The organism is Clostridium sp. AM34-11AC (genome assembly GCF_003435375.1).
GTDB classification, from domain to species: Bacteria; Bacillota; Clostridia; order Lachnospirales; family Lachnospiraceae; genus Pilosibacter; species Pilosibacter fragilis.
Genome location: NZ_QWGL01000001.1, coordinates 30,357 through 49,155 on the forward strand (window position 1 = coordinate 30,357; position 18,799 = coordinate 49,155).

Sequence of the window (18,799 nt, forward strand, 5' to 3'; positions counted from 1 at the left end):
TGAGAATTCAGTCTTTTCCATACAATTTATCTCCTATGCACTACTGGGATCTTCGTCCGCTGCCGTTGCCGCCGCCATTTCCGCCGTTTCCGCCAGGACCGCCCGGTGCGCCTCCGCCCATATCACCGCCAGGACCGCCCATGCCGCCCATCTGCATCTGATTGGTCTGCGTCGAGCTTCCGGAATCGGAGGAAATGTAGACCTCGTCCCCCTCAGAGAGACCGGAAAGGATCTCCACATAATCGTCGTTGATGATTCCAGTTGTCACCTGGACCGCCTCGAAGCCGTCCGGGACGTTGCTGCTGCCGGATTTTCCGGAGCCGGAACTCTTCTTCACATACACTCTGTTTCCACGCATCAGCGCACTGGCCGGGATCACCAGCGCATTCTCAGAACTGTCGAGAATGATCTTCGCATCCACGTTCATGCCCGGAAGAAGACTTCCCGTATCATCCAGAGTCACTGTCACCGGATAGTTTGTGACACCGTTGGAGTAGCTGCTCTGCAGACTCACATTTGTGACGGTTCCTGTGAATGTCTCACCTTCCACCGCATCCGCCGTGATCTCCACAGACTGGCCGACCTTGATGCTTGAGACATCGAGTTCATCCACGGACATCTCCAGTGTCATGGTTGACAAGTCATAGATCACCGCCATGGTGCTCGTTCCGCTGGAGCTCTTGGAGATCTTATCCCCAACCTTCGCGTTTTTCGTGATCACTGTCCCCGAGATCGGCGCTGTGATCGTGTAGTCATCCACGCTGTCCTGGGTATTGCTCAGTTTGTTCTCCGCGTTTTCCAGGTTGTCATCTGCGCTCTCCACTGCATCCTTGAATTCCTTTAAATACTCTTCCGCCGTCTTTGTGGTCACCTGGAACAGCTCGGAGTTTTTCTCCACATAAGAACCTTCATGAATCAGAAGGTTCTCGATCTCAAGGCTCTTGTTTCCGGAGATTTCCACGCTCAGGGTCGTCTCCGTCTTCGCGGCGAATGTTCCCTCGGCGCTGCAGACAAATCCGTCAACGGTCACGGATGCCGCGGTGTCTGTCGTGAGTCCGCCTGGGTTTGATACCTCGACCGTCACGTTCTTCACGAGACGTCCTCCGGAGAGTGTCTCCTCCATGCTGCTGACAACCGTGACGGTTCCGGAGATCTGCTCGCCGGTGTCCTCCAAAGTCACTGCCGCCTCGTCACCTACGTTGATCTCCGCCGCCTCGCCTGAGAGGAACGGGACTGTGATCTTCATAACGGAGTCATCATAGAGATCCGCGATCTTCGTTCCATTATTTACCTTATCGCCCTCTTTGATATAGAGAGTCTTGATATATCCGGACGCTGTGGAGCGGTATGTATTTCCGGCGATCCGCGCTATCTCCTCGGCGTAATCGGACTGTGCCGTCTGGGCACTTTCCTTCGCGCGCTGGAGACTTGTCTCTGCGGAGCTCAGGTCAGAGTCCATGGAAGACGCGTCGATCCGGTAGAGGACCTGACCTTTTTCTACAACATCGCCTTCCTCAAAGTTCGCCTCGATGACCTCTCCTTCCACCAGGGATGTCACCTCGTAGGTGTCCTTCGGTGACAGGGAGCTGGACGCCGTGAGCTCTGAACTGATGTCCGTCCGCTTCACTGTCGCCGTTGACACAGACTGGTCACCCTGACTTTTCTGGCTCGAGGTCTTTTTCTTATAGAGGAAAAATCCTCCAAGCAGCGCTGCCAGAACCACTATAAGCACGATCACGATCCTTCCGCTTTTTCCTTTCCGTTTTTTCCGTTTCTTCTCTACGTCCACCTTTTCGTTCTCCATACTCGTTCCTTTCCTGTCTATTGAAATCTTCCGCTTCTCTTAACTATGTTCCAGATCTGAATTTCCTTGCCTTAATTTTCTCTACCCGCATTCCTTCTGCGGTATTTCTATTTCATGTATTATATGTATATTCGTAACTAATCAATAATCTCCAACAACATCTACAACCGTATAAGTCGCATTTTCGTCGCTTCCGCTCTTCTCCCACACGATGGCAACCTTGTCATCCACCTCAAACTCTCCGTAGACGGAGAACAGATACTGGAGCTCCGACCCGCTGATCTGGAACTCATCGCCCTCACCGCCGTTGTCCTGGTAATCGGTGTTTAAGACCACCTTCACCGGTGTGAACGGATCACTGGAATCGTAGTAGATCGCCTTGATCCGGCCCTCCGTGGCGCCTTTGTTCTCGCCGCCGTTGGAATAGGCGAAGATCATCTTTGTCTCCTCGTGGTAATAGATCACGGTGGCGTAATCGTTGATCTCGCTCTCATCGGACACCTCGCCGTTTAAAAACATGGTAGCGTCTTTCAGGGAAAACGGAACAAGACTCTTTAAGTTCCGGCTGTCATTGTCTAAGATCTTCGGTCCCTTTAAACTGTTATCCAGGATCGAGGATGTATTGATCTCGCCGTCGGAATTGTAGGTCAGGTCAAATATCTTGCTGCCGTACTGGTTTCCTTCTTTTGTCTTCGCCTTCATCAGGTTATAGAACAGGTTGATGCAGTCTTCCCTCGTGAGGACCTCGTCGAGATCACGATAGATCCCAGAATCCAGGGACAGGGACTTGAACTTCGCAAGGCGGCTCTCCTGAAGACTTCCGGAGAAATCCTCGTTTGTGTATCCTAAGACTCCCAGGACTGCCTTGATGGCATCCCGCATCGTAACTCCCTCGTCCGGCTTAAAGTTTCCGCCGAGATAACCGGACATCCAGGAGTTCGTCGCCGCCGTGCGGATCGCCGCAGAATACTGGGATTTTGAGGAGACATCCGCGAATACAGATACGGTTCCCGCCGCGTTTGCCGCCTCCTTGTAGTCCGATGCCTTTACGAGGAGTTCCGCAAATTCACCTCTCGTCACATTCGCCTGGTAATTACTCGTCGTTATAATTCCAAGCAGGCTCACCGCTTTCTTCCTCATTTCAAATGTGGTGCTGGCCGCGTAAGCGTTCACCGTCATTCCGGCCCCCACCGCACAGACCGTCAGACTGACCGCTATTATCTTTCCTCTTCTCATTTCCGTTCTCCTTTCATCCGCCTTGACCGCCAGATCATCAGCCCCTGCAGGTCATCTCTTTCCAGATCCATTGCCTGATTTCCATTGACTGCTGCGTACACTCGTCATCACGGGATCTTTGTACTTTTAAAGTACATATACTCCTGGTTCCTTGCATTTTTCTTACTGTTTATTACGTTTCTGCAATAAACTCTATCAGAAACTTGTGATTCCTCTGTGTTCGACCTGTGTTCAAACTGTGAAGGATGTCACACAAAACAGGGCATATCTGCGGCAAAATTGTGGCATGAAACAAAAAAGACCCAGAACAGATACCACTTTCGGTACCCGCTCCAGGTCTTCTCCCTATTCTCACACCCCCGGCAGCCGCCCGATCACATCGATCCCGGCGAACACCAGAAGTCCGTTTTTTATGATAAAATTTAAGATCACGATCCCCGCCGCTGCGTAAGCGATCCGGTCATCCAACTCCGGTCGGAATCTCCTGTTTCCCGTGGCAAAATACAGGATCCAGGAAGCCGCAGCCCACACAGCTACCGATGCCATATACGGCACCACCGGATGGTACAGAAAGCTTAGTACCGGATGCCCTGAAAGGAGTGCCCGGACGGCTCTCGTTCCCCCGCATCCCGGACAGTAAAGCCCGGTCATCATCTGAAACAGGCATGGCATCCGGAACCATGTCGGGATCATAATCTGGCTGCGATCTTCTGGCGCAGTCCACCGACCTTTGCTGCTGCCGAGTCGAACTCTCCCCCTGTCATCTCACCGGTCAGAACCGCGAACTCATCTGTTCCTTCCAGTGTCACAAATTTCACGTCACCGAAAGCTGCCGCAACGGCCTCTTTCTTTGCTCTCTCAGAACCCTCAAACCGTGCAAAGTACTTTCTGGAAAGCTCAGCCGCCGGATGTACCTCAAGCTTCTCGCTGCTCCAGCCGATCTTCTCCGGCTCATCGCCGAAACGGACTGCGGAGATCATATCCCCGACAACGGCGCTGGCTGTCGGCAGTTTCCCTGCTCCGCTTCCATAGAACATGGACGCGCCCAGCATATTCCCCACAACGAGGATTCCGTTGAACACATCTGTCACCGCATACAGCGGGTCCTTCGCGTCCACGAGGACCGGCGCGACCTCCAGATAGATCTTTCCATCTTTATTCACGCTGGTTCCGAAGAGCTTGATCGCCGCACCCATATGTGCCGCGTAGCTGGAATCCATGGAAGTGATTTTTGTGATTCCCTGGGTCGGGATCTCCTCGTAGTTTACTTCTTTTCCCGTTGCGACCGCAGTCAGGATCGCGATCTTTCTGCAGGTGTCATATCCTTCAATATCCGTCTCCGGGTTGCGCTCCGCGTAGCCCAATTCCTGAGCGCGCTTTAACGCCTCCTCGAAGCTCCATCCCTCCTCATTCATCTTTGTGAGGATGTAGTTTGTGGTTCCGTTTAAGATACCGGAGATTTCTAAAATCTCCTCACCGCCGAGACACTCCACAAGCGGGCGGATGATCGGAATACCGCCGCCGACACTCGCCTCAAACAAGAAGCTGATGTTCTTTTCCGCGGCGATCCGGATCAGTTCTGTCCCATTGGCCGCAACCAGTGCCTTATTGGAAGTCACCACATGCTTTCCCGCGAGCAGGCAGCGCCTTACAAACTCGTAGGCCGGTTTTGTTCCGCCCATGGTCTCCACAACGATCCCGATCTCCGGGTCATTTACGATCTGTTCCACATCATGGATCACAAGCTTCTCCACAGGACTTCCCGGAAACTCCCTGAGATCCAGGATATATTTTACTTCTATCGGCTCTCCAGCCTTTTTTTCTACGCTTTTGCAGTTCTTATCAAGAACCTCATACACGCCGGAGCCGATGGTTCCGTATCCCATAATTGCCGCTTTCATCCGTCTATTTCTCCACTCCTAAAATTTTCACATTCTGTACGCCTTTTAAGTGCTCGATCTCCTCAACCATACCGGCAACATTTCCCGTGTCGGAGAGGACTTCCACACTGAGCGTTACCGTCGCGGATCCGTTTACCGGGATCGTCTGGTGGATCGTAAGGATGTTCGCTCGGTAATCCGCAACGATGTGGAGCAGGTCAGACAGAAGCCCCGGCTCGTCCATCATCTGGGTCACAAGAGTCACGGTCTTTCCTCTCGTGTTGTCGGAAAACGGAAGAATATCATCCTTATATTTATAGAAGGAACTGCGGCTTAATCCCACCTGCTCCGCCGCCTCCTGCACCGTCATGTTCTTGTCCGCCTCAAGCAGACGTTTCACCTCAACGACTTTTTGAAGGACTTCCGGCAGCGCTTTGTCACGTACCACATAATATTTGTTTTTTTTCTCCATATATCAGACCTCGCAAGCTAAAAATTTCTTTTTTATTACCGAAATCATACGTTTCATCGATTGCTCTGGCACGTTACCATATGTGCGTCCCAGAAAAACATGTGTACGCAAGAATCTTAGCATATTTTGGATACTTATGCAAGCAGATGTTCGCTGTCTGGCAAAATCCACAGTTATTGCGTTACTGTACGCGCATGCGTGTACAGTAACGTGATTTTGCCGATGCTTCGCATTCCAAATCGGCAAAATCTGCTACCAGAAGTGTATCGTACGGAATTTTCAGTTCAGAAAATTCCTACCCGTGTACAGTAACGTTATTGCTCTTAAAACAAGAAGGGAGAACCTGCAGATCAGGTTCTCCACTTTTTTATTCAACTTTCAGATCATTTTTAGCAATTTTTCAGTTTTAATTCCGGTTTCGGAATTTTTCTCTTTTTACAGATGCTCTTCCAGCTCACTGTTCCTATGTACCCCAGTGATCGCATACTCTGCCCACTCCGCGATATTTGTGGCGTGGTCGCCGATGCGCTCGTAGTATTTGGCGATCATGAGGATGTCCAGGATCTGTTCCTGGGTGGCCTCGCCGTTTAAGATACCGTTTGCCAGTTCTTTCTTCACCTGGGAGAACATATCGTCGATCACGTCATCGTAGGCGATAACTTCCTTTGTCTTCTTGAGGTCCTCGTTTGCGAAGCTCTCAATGCTCTCGCGGACCATGGACGCAACGGCTTTTGCCATCTCGCCAAGTCTTGTCGCCTTTACCGGCTCTAAGAGGTCTGTGGTCTTGATGATCTCCGCGATATCGCCCGCCTGGTCACCGATACGCTCCAGGTCTGTGATCATTTTTAATGCGGAAGAGATCTTTCTTAAGTCACTAGCCACCGGCTGCTGCTCTAAGAGAAGCTTCAAGCACTTGCTCTCGATATCTCTCTCCTTTAAGTCCACGTTCGCATCGTCTTGCAGGATCTTCGCCGCCTGCTCCCGGTCCATGTGCATCAGTGCCTCGTAAGTCCCGTCGATCATTTTCTCGCAGAGCAGTCCCATCTCCGCCAGCATCTTATGCAGCTCTTCCAATTGCTTTAAAAACGCGTCTCTCATAATCAGCCAAACCTCCCTGTGATGTAGCTTTCTGTCCGTTCGTCCCTCGGGTTCGCAAACAGATCACTTGTATTATTGTACTCGACGACCTCACCTAACAGGAAGAACGCTGTCTTGTCAGAGATACGCGCCGCCTGCTGCATGTTGTGGGTGACGATCACGATGGTGTATTTATCCTTTAATTCCATCGCCAGGTCCTCGATCTTCGATGTGGAGATCGGGTCCAGGGCGGAAGTCGGCTCATCCATCAAGATCACCTCCGGCTCCACCGCCAGGGTTCTCGCGATGCAGAGTCTCTGCTGCTGTCCGCCGGAAAGTCCCAGGGCGCTTTTATTTAAGCGGTCTTTAAGCTCATCCCAGATCGCTGCCTGACGCAGGCTTCTCTCAACGATCTCGTCGAGATCCGTCTTTCTCGTGATCCCGAAGATCCTCGGGCCATAGGCGATGTTGTCGTAAATACTCTTCGGGAACGGGTTTGGCTGCTGGAATACCATGCCGACCTTGTGGCGCAGCGTGATGGCGTCCATATCCTTAAAGATGTTCTGTCCGTCAAGCTCCACTTTTCCGTCGATCTTTACATTCTCCACAAGATCGTTCATTCTGTTCAATGTCTTTAAAAATGTCGATTTTCCGCAGCCGGACGGTCCGATGAACGCGGTGATCTCATGGGCGCTGATCTGCATGTTGATGTCCTTAAGCGCATGGAACGAGCCGTAATGCAGATTCAGCTTTTCGATATCAAATTTCGGTTTCATATCAGTCATATATGTTTTCCTCTCTAAAACTCTCATATGCCATCCTCAGAGTTTCATTACTTCTTCCTCAAGAATCGTCATTGAGGTCCTTTTCCGAATATTTCTTACGCTGCCTCGCCAGAGCTCTTTTTCTTCAGATGATGGCTCCAAACATTCGCACCGATGCTGAATGCCAGAACCAGGATCATAAGGACCGCGGAGGCGGTGTTCGCCAGTGCCTTATCCTGACCGTTTACCTGAAGGTTCCAGATCTGGATCGACAATGTCTCTGCCGGGCGGAAAGGGTTGAAGGGGCAGGTCGGGGCTGCCAGGTTCCAGTTGCCCCAGCGCAGGTCGCTTCCGGATCCTGTGGTGTAGAGGAGCGCCGCCGCCTCACCGAATCCACGTCCCGCCGCCAGGATGACGCCTGTCATGATGCGTGGGAGACATGCCGGGAGAAGTACATAGAAGATGGACTGCCATTTTGTCGCTCCAAGTCCTAAACTCGCCTGAAAATATCCCGCCGGGAGTCCCTTGATGGCATCCTCGGTGGTCGTCGTGATAAGCGGAAGTGTCAGGATCGATACGGAGAGTGCCCCCGCCATCAGACTCTTTCCCATTCCGAAGAATACAAGGAATACCAGGTATCCGAACAGACCCACAACGATGGACGGAAGGGAAGAAAGTGTCTCGATACACATTCTCAAAAACTTTGTCATTTTTCCCTGTTTCGCATACATGGCCAGATAAATTCCGGCGCAGACACCGAGGGGGATGGATACCAGCAGGGAGATAAATACGAGATAGATCGTGTTGAACAACTGGTTTCCGATGCTTCCTTTTCTCGCGAAGCGGAACATCTCCGGTTTTGCCCCCATGAGACCGCCGATGATGACCTTACCCGCAAAGCCGATCAGAAGAGCGAAGAAGAAGATCGCAACCAGGTAGAAAATGACTGTCATAACACGGTCCACATCGCGTGAACGTCTGATCTTACTTTCCATGGTCTAATTTTCCCCCTTTGCTGCGAACTGCTTTACCGGCACCGCGGTCGTGCTTATTTTCACAGAAGTGCTTGTTTTTTCTTCTTTCTCCGGCTTCACCGCTGTCACATGATGGATCAGGAAGATGAAGAACAGGGAGATTGCGAATAACAGCAGTGCCATGGTCCAGAGTGCGGATTTCATCTCGCCGCCCTCCATGGCGTTGCCCATCTGGGCCGCGATCTCGGTGGTCAGAGTCTTTGTCGTTGAAAAAATGCTTGTGGGAAGCGCTGTTGTCTGACCGATGACCATGGCAACCGCCAGGGCCTCACCGAAGGCTCTCGCGAGACCTAAGATCACGCCGGAAATGATTCCAGGCGCTGCCGCCGGAACTACGATCCGGTATATGGTCTGCCAGCGGGTGGAGCCAAGTCCGTACGCTGCCATTCTGCATTCCTTCGGTACGGAGTGAAGGGCATCCGCCGCAACACTTGTGATCGTCGGGAAGATCATGACCGCGAGGACCAGCCCCGCTGCCAGGATAGAATGTCCCACCTGACGGTCAAACACGGTCTTGATCGCCGGTACAAGCACTGTGAGTCCCACCCATCCGTAGACAACCGATGGGATTCCGGCAAAGATCTCGACTACCGGGCGGTAGAATTTCTCTCCGAACTTCGGGGAGATCTCCGTGATGAAGATCGCTGATCCCAGGGAAAACGGAGTCGCGATAAGAAGTGCCAGGCCGCAGGTGCAGAGCGACCCAGCGATGAAGATCAGCGCACCGATGCTGCCGCCGCCTGCCATATTATCTTCCGGTGCCCAGTCTGCAGATCCTAAGAATTCCAGGAAGGAATGTCTGTAAACCAGGAATGTGGATGATCCCTTGTATACAAGGAACGCGCCGATCACGATCGTCAGAAGAATTACGAACAGTCCACAGACGGTCATCAGATCCCGCCACAGATATTCTCTGACGAACATGCTTTTTTCTTTACCATTCTTCATAAGTCCTCCTGCTTCCTATATTCGAAGCAAATTCTATCATAAATCATATCGGGGCGGGCCAGATTCGTCTGCCCCGCCCCTGTTTCGCAGCTCTCTTGTCCATGTCCTCTTTTTTCTTTCATCCGGTCGGATCATGGCTCACTGCCCGGTCTTAAGTTTTGTCTCAATTAATGCTCAGTATTTGTCATCTTGGAAGATACGCCGTATCCTAAGGATTCCATCTTTGCGCCGTACTCATCGGACATGATGTAGTCAAGGAATGCGCTTACAACTTCGTCCGGCTCACCCTTTGTATACATATGCTCAAATGTCCATACCGGATATTTTCCAGCGTATGTATTTTCAAGTGTCGGCTCTGCGCCATCGATCGCTACAGTTGCAACTCCCGCATCACCTGTCAGATAGGAAAGTGCTACATATCCGATCGCACCCTTTGTATCTTTTACATTCTGAAGAAGAACACCGGAATCATCTGTTTCCATGGAAGTATTGGAAGCTTCCTCGTTTCCGTCGAGAGCGTATTTCTGGAAGGTTGCTCTTGTACCGGAAGATGTCGGTCTTGTTACAAGGACAATGCTCTCATCCGGTCCGCCAACCTCTTTCCAGTTTGTTGTCTTTCCTGTGAAGATGTCGATGAGCTGCTGTTTTGTAAGATCCTCAACACCGCCTTCTTTTACATCGTTGTTTACGATCGGAGCCATTGTGACTACGCATACCTGATGATCAACAAGCTCTTTTGCCTGTGTCTCGTCAAGCTTTGCGGAGGCCTCAACATCGGAGTTACCGATATTTACGGTTCCCTCGGAAACCTGCTTTAAGCCCTCTCCGGATCCTCCTGCGTCGATCGTGATGGAAACGTCCGGGTATTTCTCGATAAACATGTCTGCTGCATCGTCAACCAGCGGTTTTAATGCGGAAGAACCTGCCGCTGTGATCGATCCTGTAAGATCTGCTTTTTTCTCTGCTGCTGTTGTCGCTGCTTCTTTTGCTGTCTCTGCTGCTGCCGCAGTTGTTGTCGTTGCTGCTGTCGTGGATGCTGTACTACTGCTGCTTCCGCATCCTGTCATCATGCTGACTGCTAATACTCCTGCACCTGCAAGTGCCATTACTTTTCTTGTTTTCATAATTCTTTTCTCCTCCTCAAAGGTCTTTGTTTTTGTTTTTTCGTAACTGTTCAGTAGGTCTGCGCACTTGCTGCGCTGACCGTAAGAAAACATAGGCTGGAAGGCAAAAATCCCATCAGCGAAGCTGATCTGGAATGGATTTTTGCACGTAACTATGAAGGTACTGAATAGTTACGTTTTTTCTTTCTCTGTACAGTATTATTTTTATCACGAATCCCCGAAACCAAAAACCATGGTTCGGTAACTACTTTGTATAATCTATGTAAATTGTAAATTCAGATTTTCGTTTGAAAATATAGCCGGGTAAAACCTTTCCACTGTGCCGGACTACCGCGAATTCAAAAAAATCAGCCATTTGTCGAGATTTTTCACAGTAGTACCGTTATCGCACAGGTATGGATATGGCCCGCTGCACGCAAAAAAAGACGCACCATCTGGTAGTCTGGAATATTTCTTCCAAATCAATCAGACGATGCGTCTTGATCCTTAAGATCCTATATTTCCTTTATAACCTTTTTGCCTGGCCCTTGTTCCTAAACTCCAGCAGCCGGACCTTCCGGTACAACTGTTCCGCCTGGAACAGTCACAGAACTCGGTCCTTCTGTCTGGGCTGCCGGGCCGGCGCTTGTGGTCGCCTCCGGAACAGCGGTGGACTTTTCATATCCCGGTCCCACCGGATTCTCCGCTGTGGTCTCCTGCGGATTTGACGGACGGAACTCCTCCGTGGAAGTCTCCGCCTCATCTGTCGGGCTCACTGCGTGACTCTCTGTCGGCTTCACATAGATATTTCCATGCTCATCCGTCTCATAAGCGGCGCTGGTCTCATGGCTTCCGGAAGAAGTTTCGATCGGCTTGCCGTCCGGTCCTGTCTCAGTTTCACCCGTGCTCTCAGATTCCTTCTTGGATTCTTCGAGCATGGACTCCATCTGGGATTCTTCCTGACTCTCCTTCTTACTCTCCTCTTCAGCGGAAAGTGTCGTGGCCTCCGTCTCGCCCTTCGGGATATATCCCTGATCCGTCGCTACATGATCGATTTCCTTGCCAGCCTTATTCAGTCCAGTAAGTTCAGCGATCTTATTGCTGATCGTCTGGACCGTGCTGGATGGCTTGTAGTCCTCTTCACCATAGAGGAACTTGTGAAGGCTTGTAACATTGCTCACGAGTGTCTGCGGGATAACACAGGACAATTTCAGCTTGCCGATCTTCATCTTCTGCTCTCCGCGGGCTGCCGGGAATCCGGTCGTCTCACCGAGATGGTATTTCGTGACATTCTTCGCCATCGGAAGGATATCATTCATATTGATATTTGTCGCGCACATCGCGGACATATTGCCGATCAGGCTGTTTAATGTCGCAAAGTCTGCCTTTTTCGCCTTCTCGAATGCCTTCTGGATTACAAGTCTCTGGCGCTCTGTACGCGCATAGTCACTGTCCATCAGACGAAGACGTCCATAGGCAACGGCCTGTACGCCATCCAGATGGTTCACACCTGCTTTCTTCAACTGTACAGAACCAATTCCGGTACCTTTTACCGTCTCTGTGATGAACGCGTTGATGTAGTAGAACTCGGACTTACTGATATCGATGTCGACACCGCCGAGGATGTTGATCGCTGTTGCGACTGCCTTCCAGTTGAACGCTACATAGTGGGTGATGTTGAGATCCAGATTCTTATTCAGGGCTTTTACGGCCTGTTCCGGACCACCCATCGCATATGCCGCGTTGATCTTATTGTATGTGTTCTTGTCGCTCACATTCAGGTAAGTGTCGCGGAATACGGATGCCAGCTTGATCTCTCCGGTCTCACGATTTAAGTTCACGATCATGATAACATCGGACTGGTTGCCTTTTCCTGTGGAATTGTCACGGGAGTCCAGGCCAAATACCGCAATGGTCCAGTAGCCTTTTTCCATCTTATCTCTCATTTCCAGAGAGATGTTCTCATTCCGAACGTCCGCAATATCAAAATTATTCTGTCCGTTCATCTTTCCGAAGTTGTGCTGGATATAGCCGTATACCGCTGCGGCAAACCCCAGGACCAGAACGATCAGGGCGATCAGAACACCGATGATGATCTTTTTCTTCTTGTTTCCGTTTTTCCGTCTTCTGTGATTGTGGGAAGCTGCCCCATGGCTCTTTGCTGCGGCACGGCCTGCACGGCTTCCCGGGTCAGCACTCATGGAATACAGATCTTCCGTCCTGTGAGTGCGGCGTTTTGCGGACGTCTCACTCTCGCTCTCACGCCGTCTGCTCTTTCTGGCGCGGGAACGGTCTAATTCGTCTTCATAATTCATGTCATTTGTCCTCGTCTTAGTAAGCGTTTTTATTGATGAATCCCTTGAAAACCGTTAAGAACATGATCTTGAAATCAAGACCAAGTGTCCAGTTCTCGATATAATAGAGATCGTGCTCGATCCGTTTAATGATCGAAGTGTCTCCACGGTAACCATTCACCTGCGCCCAGCCGGTAAGGCCCGGACGGACCTGATGCTTGATCATATATCGCGGGATTTCTTCCTTAAATTTTTCAACGAAAAATGGCCGTTCCGGTCTCGGACCCACAAGACTCATATCACCAATCAGGATATTAAAGAACTGCGGCACCTCGTCGATGCTTGTACGGCGGATAATTTTTCCGATGAGAGTTACACGGGCATCTCCCTTTGTTGTCCAGCGGCTCTTCTCCTTGCCCGGATCCTGAACCGTCATGGAACGGAATTTATACATTTTAAACGGCCGGTTGTGAAGGCCGACTCGTTCCTGACAAAAAATGATCGGTCCCGGAGATGTCAGCTTGATGAGCACTGCCACGATCAGCATGATCGGGGAGAAAAGTACGATCCCCACGATCGCACCCACGATATCGACGGCTCTCTTTACCATCGCATTCATCGGATCATTCAACGGAACGCGGCGGATATGGATCACCGGCAGGCCCTGGAGATCTTCCATATACGGGATCGTCGGGATAATGTTCCCGTAATCCGGGATAAACTTCGTGTGCACGCCGGATTTTTCACAGAGAGCAACGATATGGCGGAGTTTTTCATACTCGCTCAGGCTCAGTGTGACGGCGATCTCATCGAGACTGTTCTGCTCTAAAATATAGTCGAGGTCCTCGATGCAACCGATGACCTTTACTCCCTTATACTCACTTCCGCGTTCCTTCGTATCATCAATGATCCCGCGGATCGTGTACCCCCATTCCGGATTCTTGTTTACCCGGTCGATAAACCCTTCCGCTGCGGAAGAGTAACCAACTAACAGGATATGTTTCTGATTGTATCCTTTTGAGCGCATGGAACGAAGCACGATCCGGATTCCATTCCGCTCAATGGTCATAAACGCCACGTTCAGCACATAGAAATATACGACCAGTCTCTGGGAGAAGTTGTAGAGATGCGGCTCTTTTCTTCCAAAGTACAGGATCAGACCAAAAATAAGGAGTCCGATCGTGTTTGCCTTGAATATCTTTCCGAATTCATTTCTGCGTCCGAGTACACGCTTCGGCGTGTACAGTCCAAAAAAGGAGTACAAAAGCAGATACGCCGGAATAATGACAAGGAGCGCGCCAAAATAAAAACCGACCTCAAGTGTCCGTTTTCCGAGCAGGTTCGCCCATCCGCTTCCGATTACGATAAACCATGCAAGCAGATAAGAGAATGCGGTCACGAAGGCGTCAAGCACAACGTGAAAACGGTTGAGGCTCTTCTGATTATCTTTGATCATATAATTTTCACCCTGTTTTCCAAGGAACATGCCGGTCAGAATTCTTTCCGTGATCAGCGCATGCACAGCCGCGCCAGCCAATTCCCCCGGCAGGTATTTTCAACTATACCATGCCCCGTCAGACTGCCTTTCTCAAGTCACTCCCCCCGGACATAGTACCGCCATCATAAAAAATATGCATACATAGTATACATAAAATTTACCCATTTGCATATAAACGATTTCTTAAGAAAATCTGAGATTTCCGTAAATTATTCGTTTATTTTGCATAAAAGCAGCCGTTCAGCCTATCCGCACTGAGCCGGCCGCACAGCGTCCGGCGAAGAATCTCAGGCTTTCGCTCCAAGCTTCGCCGCCTGTCTCCTGGAAAACTCATAAACATAGACTGCGGTTCCGGCGATCAGCTCAAGCTGGATCCCGATCTCCCGCTGTATTCTTCCTTTAAAGGAAGGGACGCGTTTACAGTTCTTTAATGTTCTGATCCCCTCAAGGAATCCGGACACATAGTCTTTTCCGAATCCCATCTTTTTAAAAAACAGGAACTTTACAAATGTTCCCGCGAGAAGACACGGAGAATTTAAAAGTAACTGCCAGGTGCGCATATTTTTGTAATTCAGATACACATTATTCCTCGCGGCAAGCTTCACCTTAAAGGAATTATACTTCGATCCGCTTGTCCCGCTGCCTACATGGTACACCACAGCTTCCGGGCAGAATACGTTGTCATATCCGTAAAGCTTCGCCCGGTATCCCACATCGATATCCTCGAGGTAGGCGAAATGCATCTCATCGAAGTATCCGATGGTCTCAAACACTTCCCGGCGGTAGATTGCCGCACCGGCACACGCCGTAAAGACGCGGCAGCTCTTTTTATAAAGCTTTTCCGGACGCCCGACGCCCCGCTGGAACGCCCAGCCGAGGACGCTGTACATGTCTCCGGCATCGTCCATGAGGTCCGGATGGTACATCTGGATCATCTTGCTGCTGACGGAAAAGATCTTCTCCGACCGGTCCATGGCCCTCTCCAACGCTTCGACGTAGTGGGGAGCCACTTTTGTATCATTATTTAATAAGATCACATAAGGCGTATCTGCCGCCCTGATCCCCACGTTTACCGCACCGGAAAAGCCAGTGTTTTCCGGAAGAAAGATCGACGGGATCTCCCGCTCCTTCAGCCACTCCACGCTGCCGTCCGTGGAACCGTTGTCCACCACCAGGATCTTGAAATCCTTTGTCGTCTGCTTTTCCAGTGCCTCAAAGCACAGTTCCATAAACGAAAGTCCGTTGTAATTCGGAATTATGATCGTTGTCTTCATTCGTCTAACGGTACCTCCAGTTTATATGGTTCCCCGATTTTTTCCTTTTTCAGGTCACGCAGCGCAAAATTTGATTTTCTCAGTGTCAGGTTCGGATTGTAGTACGGATCTCCGTCTCTCAGGATCTCCGGCCAGCGCTTCGCGAAGGTGGCGATCTCACGGTTAAATCGCTCCACCTTCTCCGGTGTGTCCTCAAGTCCGCGGGACTTGGATTCATAGTGGTGAAGCACCGCATAAGGCGCGTATACTACAAGTTTTCCGAGCTTTCTCACCTTCATGCAGTAATCAATATCATTGAAAGCCACCGCGAGCTCTTCTGTAAATCCCCCCACAGCGTCAAATACGGAACGCTTGCTCATCATGCAGGCCGCTGTGACCGCGCTGTAATCCTGGGCACACATCGCGCGGTTGAAATAGCTGTTCTCGGATTTATGAAGTCCGATAAACGTATGACCGGCGATACCGCCGAAACCGATAACAACACCGGCGTGCTGGATCGTGTCATCCTCATAGAGCAGTCTCGCTCCGGCGATCCCCACGTCCTCCCTCTGGACAAAGCCAAGCATCTCTTCCACAAAATTCTTTGCGATCAGTTCGATATCGTTGTTCATAAACAGAAGGTACTCGCCCTTTGCGTGCTGTACGCCGAAGTTGTTGATCGCGGAATAGTTGAACTCTCTTTCCCAGCGGACAACATGCACATTCGGGAATTCCTTCTGGATCTTTTCATAGTAATCCCAGGTCACCTGCTCTGTACTGTTGTTCTCCACGATGACGAACTCCAGATTCTTATAGGTTCCCTCCGTCAGCATCGGACGAATACAGTTGTCAAGATCCACGGTGTGGTCCTTGTTTGGGATAATTACAGATACCAGCGGAGCATCCTTGATCTTAAACGTCGTGTGATAGATCCCGTAATCCACACCCTTTTCTACCTTTTCTGCCTCAATTCCCACTCTTTTATAGTGGTCCATAATGGCACGGGAACCGGCTGTGAAGGCATAAAGCTTGCTCTCCGGGTTGCTTGCCGTGGAATTTGGGTGGCAGCGCCAGTGATAGAGCACCTTCGGGATATGGCAGATCTGCTTTGCATTCTCTGTACAGCGGAAAATAAAGTCGTAATCCTGGGCTCCGTCATATTCCGGCCGGAAACCGCCGACTTTATCGAGCAGTTCTTTTTTCACCACAAACAGATGGCAGATATAGTTGACGCTCGTCAACAGGTCCGGATTGAAATCCGGCTTGAAATGCGGGTCGAACAGTTCATCCCCATCCATGTCAAGCTTGTCCTCATCGGAATAGAGGACATCGCAGTTTTCATTCTCATTCAGTTTTTTCGCGCACTCAAAGAGCGCGTTCGGTGTCAGACGGTCATCATGATCCGCAAGAACAATGAAATCACCTTCTGCCATCTCAAGGGCGGCATTCGTATTTCCGGAGATACCGCGGTTTTCCCCCAGTACCTGATAGCGGATTCTTGCATCTTTCTCCGCATATTTCTTTAAAACATTCCCGACACTCTCACCCGCCGGGCTGCCGTCCGCGATGCAGAGTTCCCAGTTCGCGTAAGTCTGCTCCACGATGGAGTCCAGCATTTCCTTCAGGAATTTCTCCGGAGTCTTATAGACCGGGATCACGATCGAAAATTTCGGCATATAATCGAACTTCTTTTTCTTCTGCTCTTCCAGTTCTTCCTCCGACGGTTTCGTGAGATTCCACCACTCTGCGTAGTCGTAATCGTCGTCAATTCCCTGGATCTTGTGCTTGGATTTTAAGATCAGGGCCTTCAGGCCATTTTCCTTTAAGAAGTCCCAGGCAACATGGACTGTCTCCATGTTCATAAGGTTCATGAGCTTCTGTACCTTGCGATTTGCCGCTCCGGTCTTCCTGCGGATCGCCATATCGCTGTATTTCACACGGGTCGTCTTCTTCCCGCCGCAGATCACAAGATAATAATTCTTTCCATGTTCATACGGAAAACGGATATCAAAGCCGAGATCACGGTCGATGATCTTCTTATAATAGATCTGGCTCACGTCATCTCTTCTCGTCGGAACGATCTTTGCCTTCACCGGCTGTCCCGCTTCATCCTCGACCCGGTAGGTGATCACGGAATCCGGGTTGCTCTCAACAGCCCAGCCATTTAACTGGATCGTCTGCTCCCGGACTCTCATCACTTCAACACTGTACTTCATACTTCCTCCTGTGCACCGGCCGGTGTATCAAAATTGATGCGCTCCTCCTCCACAACGAGCGGGCGGTGCATCACACGGGTATTGATGCTCATGATATACTCGCCAAGCAGACCGATAAAAAAGATCTGGACAGAACCAAGAAAGCACATTCCGATGAGAAGCGGTGCCATACCTGCCATAAAGCGGTCCCAATATAAGAGTTTCATGATCAGATATATGACTGCTACGATAAAGCTCACGCCGCCGCAGAAGGCGCCGAAAAAGGTTGCCAGGCGCAGGCCCGCTTTTGTGTAGGACGTAAAGCTGAGCATCGCCGCGTCATATAATTTATAGAAGTTATTGTGGGTCTTTCCCGCGCGGCGCTTCGGCTGCTCGTACGGGATCTCTTTTCTCTTAAAGCCTAACTCCGCAACGATCCCGCGAAGGAACGGGGTCGGATCGTTTAAGTTTCTTAAGACCTCGATAAACTGTCTGTCGTAGAGTCCGGAGCCTGTAAAGTGCTCGATCTGCTCCACATCAGATAATTTCCGGATCAGTTTGTAGTAGCAGCTTCTGAGCCAGTACATAATCGGGTTCTCTTTGCTGCTCGTCTTGATTCCGATGACGATCTTATAGCCATTCTCCCACTCGTGGACATACTTCGGAATCAGTTCCACCGGATCCTGGAAATCCGCCACCATGGAGATCACGCAGTCACCGGTTACCTGAAGGATTCCATAATACGGAGAATTGAACTGTCCAAAGTTTCTCGCGTTGAAGATCGCCTTGATCTTCGGATTCTTCGCGCAGAGCATGCGGAGCAGTTCTCTTGTCTTATCGGTGGAGTCGTTGTCGATGAAGACCAGCTCATAGTCGTACTGAGGCAGTTCTTTTGTGATAATGCCGATGACCGCTTCGCTGATCGGAACGACATTCTCCTCCTCGTTATAGCATGGAATCAAAACGCTGATTTTTTTCATGTTATATTTTCTTCTTCCTTAAATTTTACCTGACCGGTACCTTCGGGCACCTTTTTCAGTTTCTTTCAGCAGTGCGGCGGACGCCGATCTGCTGAACTTTTTTTCTAAATTGTTGCCTAGTCTTTAACTTTTATCATTGTAACCATTTTTTCTGTTTTGTCAATACTCGACGTATTTCGCGGCATTTTTTCCCAATCTGTGATCGGTCTGCATTTTCAACTGATTGCTGCCCTCTCTGCCACCCCAGAATTGCTTTCTTGT

The 18,799-nt window shown here is 50.3% G+C and carries 15 protein-coding genes; all 15 read right to left on the minus strand.

Annotated features, from left to right (window positions below):
* Positions 1 to 40 precede the first annotated feature (40 nt).
* The 15 genes from DW826_RS00175 to DW826_RS00245 all read right to left on the minus strand — a co-directional run bounded on the left by DW826_RS00175 (position 41) and on the right by DW826_RS00245 (position 18,538).
* Complete coding sequence (locus DW826_RS00175; RefSeq protein WP_117551705.1) at positions 41 to 1,804, minus strand: efflux RND transporter periplasmic adaptor subunit; 1,764 nt, start codon at positions 1,802 to 1,804, stop codon at positions 41 to 43.
* A 141-nt stretch (positions 1,805 to 1,945) separates the two neighbouring features.
* On the minus strand, positions 1,946 to 3,040 hold the full coding sequence (locus tag DW826_RS00180; protein WP_117551706.1) for an S-layer homology domain-containing protein: 1,095 nt from the start codon (positions 3,038 to 3,040) through the stop codon (positions 1,946 to 1,948).
* Positions 3,041 to 3,391: 351 nt separating this feature from the next.
* The gene (locus tag DW826_RS00185; protein WP_117471657.1) at positions 3,392 to 3,733 is read right to left on the minus strand and encodes a DUF2752 domain-containing protein; all 342 of its coding nucleotides are present in this window, start codon (positions 3,731 to 3,733) and stop codon (positions 3,392 to 3,394) included.
* Positions 3,730 to 4,941: a homoserine dehydrogenase gene (locus DW826_RS00190; protein WP_117504193.1), complete on the minus strand. Its 1,212-nt coding sequence runs from the start codon at positions 4,939 to 4,941 to the stop codon at positions 3,730 to 3,732. Before DW826_RS00190 ends, DW826_RS00185 begins: the two co-directional genes overlap by 4 nt.
* A gap of 4 nt (positions 4,942 to 4,945) precedes the next feature.
* Entirely contained in the window at positions 4,946 to 5,392 is a 447-nt protein-coding gene (locus DW826_RS00195; protein ID WP_021905563.1) for an ACT domain-containing protein, read from the minus strand.
* A 435-nt stretch (positions 5,393 to 5,827) separates the two neighbouring features.
* Positions 5,828 to 6,490: a phosphate signaling complex protein PhoU gene (phoU, locus tag DW826_RS00200; protein WP_117469215.1), complete on the minus strand. Its 663-nt coding sequence runs from the start codon at positions 6,488 to 6,490 to the stop codon at positions 5,828 to 5,830.
* A 2-nt stretch (positions 6,491 to 6,492) separates the two neighbouring features.
* On the minus strand, positions 6,493 to 7,254 hold the full coding sequence (gene pstB, locus DW826_RS00205; RefSeq protein WP_117469214.1) for a phosphate ABC transporter ATP-binding protein PstB: 762 nt from the start codon (positions 7,252 to 7,254) through the stop codon (positions 6,493 to 6,495).
* 95 nt (positions 7,255 to 7,349) lie between these two features.
* Positions 7,350 to 8,228 carry a phosphate ABC transporter permease PstA gene (gene pstA, locus DW826_RS00210; RefSeq protein ID WP_117485481.1) on the minus strand — a complete coding sequence of 293 codons (879 nt, stop codon included), beginning with the start codon at positions 8,226 to 8,228 and terminating at the stop codon, positions 7,350 to 7,352.
* 3 nt (positions 8,229 to 8,231) lie between these two features.
* Positions 8,232 to 9,215, minus strand: a complete 984-nt coding sequence (pstC, locus tag DW826_RS00215) for a phosphate ABC transporter permease subunit PstC (protein ID WP_117485479.1) — start codon at positions 9,213 to 9,215, stop codon at positions 8,232 to 8,234.
* Between the two features lie 167 nt (positions 9,216 to 9,382).
* Positions 9,383 to 10,339 (minus strand): phosphate ABC transporter substrate-binding protein, encoded by a 957-nt coding sequence (locus tag DW826_RS00220; RefSeq protein WP_242994012.1) that lies wholly within the window; start codon positions 10,337 to 10,339, stop codon positions 9,383 to 9,385.
* A 533-nt stretch (positions 10,340 to 10,872) separates the two neighbouring features.
* Positions 10,873 to 12,633: an LCP family protein gene (locus DW826_RS00225; protein WP_242994013.1), complete on the minus strand. Its 1,761-nt coding sequence runs from the start codon at positions 12,631 to 12,633 to the stop codon at positions 10,873 to 10,875.
* A 16-nt stretch (positions 12,634 to 12,649) separates the two neighbouring features.
* The gene (locus tag DW826_RS00230) at positions 12,650 to 14,068 is read right to left on the minus strand and encodes an undecaprenyl-phosphate glucose phosphotransferase (RefSeq protein WP_117469303.1); all 1,419 of its coding nucleotides are present in this window, start codon (positions 14,066 to 14,068) and stop codon (positions 12,650 to 12,652) included.
* Positions 14,069 to 14,397: 329 nt separating this feature from the next.
* Complete coding sequence (locus tag DW826_RS00235; RefSeq protein WP_117551707.1) at positions 14,398 to 15,384, minus strand: glycosyltransferase family 2 protein; 987 nt, start codon at positions 15,382 to 15,384, stop codon at positions 14,398 to 14,400.
* Positions 15,381 to 17,579, minus strand: a complete 2,199-nt coding sequence (locus tag DW826_RS00240; protein ID WP_117551708.1) for a glycosyltransferase family 2 protein — start codon at positions 17,577 to 17,579, stop codon at positions 15,381 to 15,383. The genes DW826_RS00235 and DW826_RS00240 overlap by 4 nt, the downstream gene beginning before the upstream one ends.
* The gene (locus DW826_RS00245; protein ID WP_117551709.1) at positions 17,576 to 18,538 is read right to left on the minus strand and encodes a glycosyltransferase family 2 protein; all 963 of its coding nucleotides are present in this window, start codon (positions 18,536 to 18,538) and stop codon (positions 17,576 to 17,578) included. Before DW826_RS00245 ends, DW826_RS00240 begins: the two co-directional genes overlap by 4 nt.
* Positions 18,539 to 18,799: the final 261 nt, after the last annotated feature.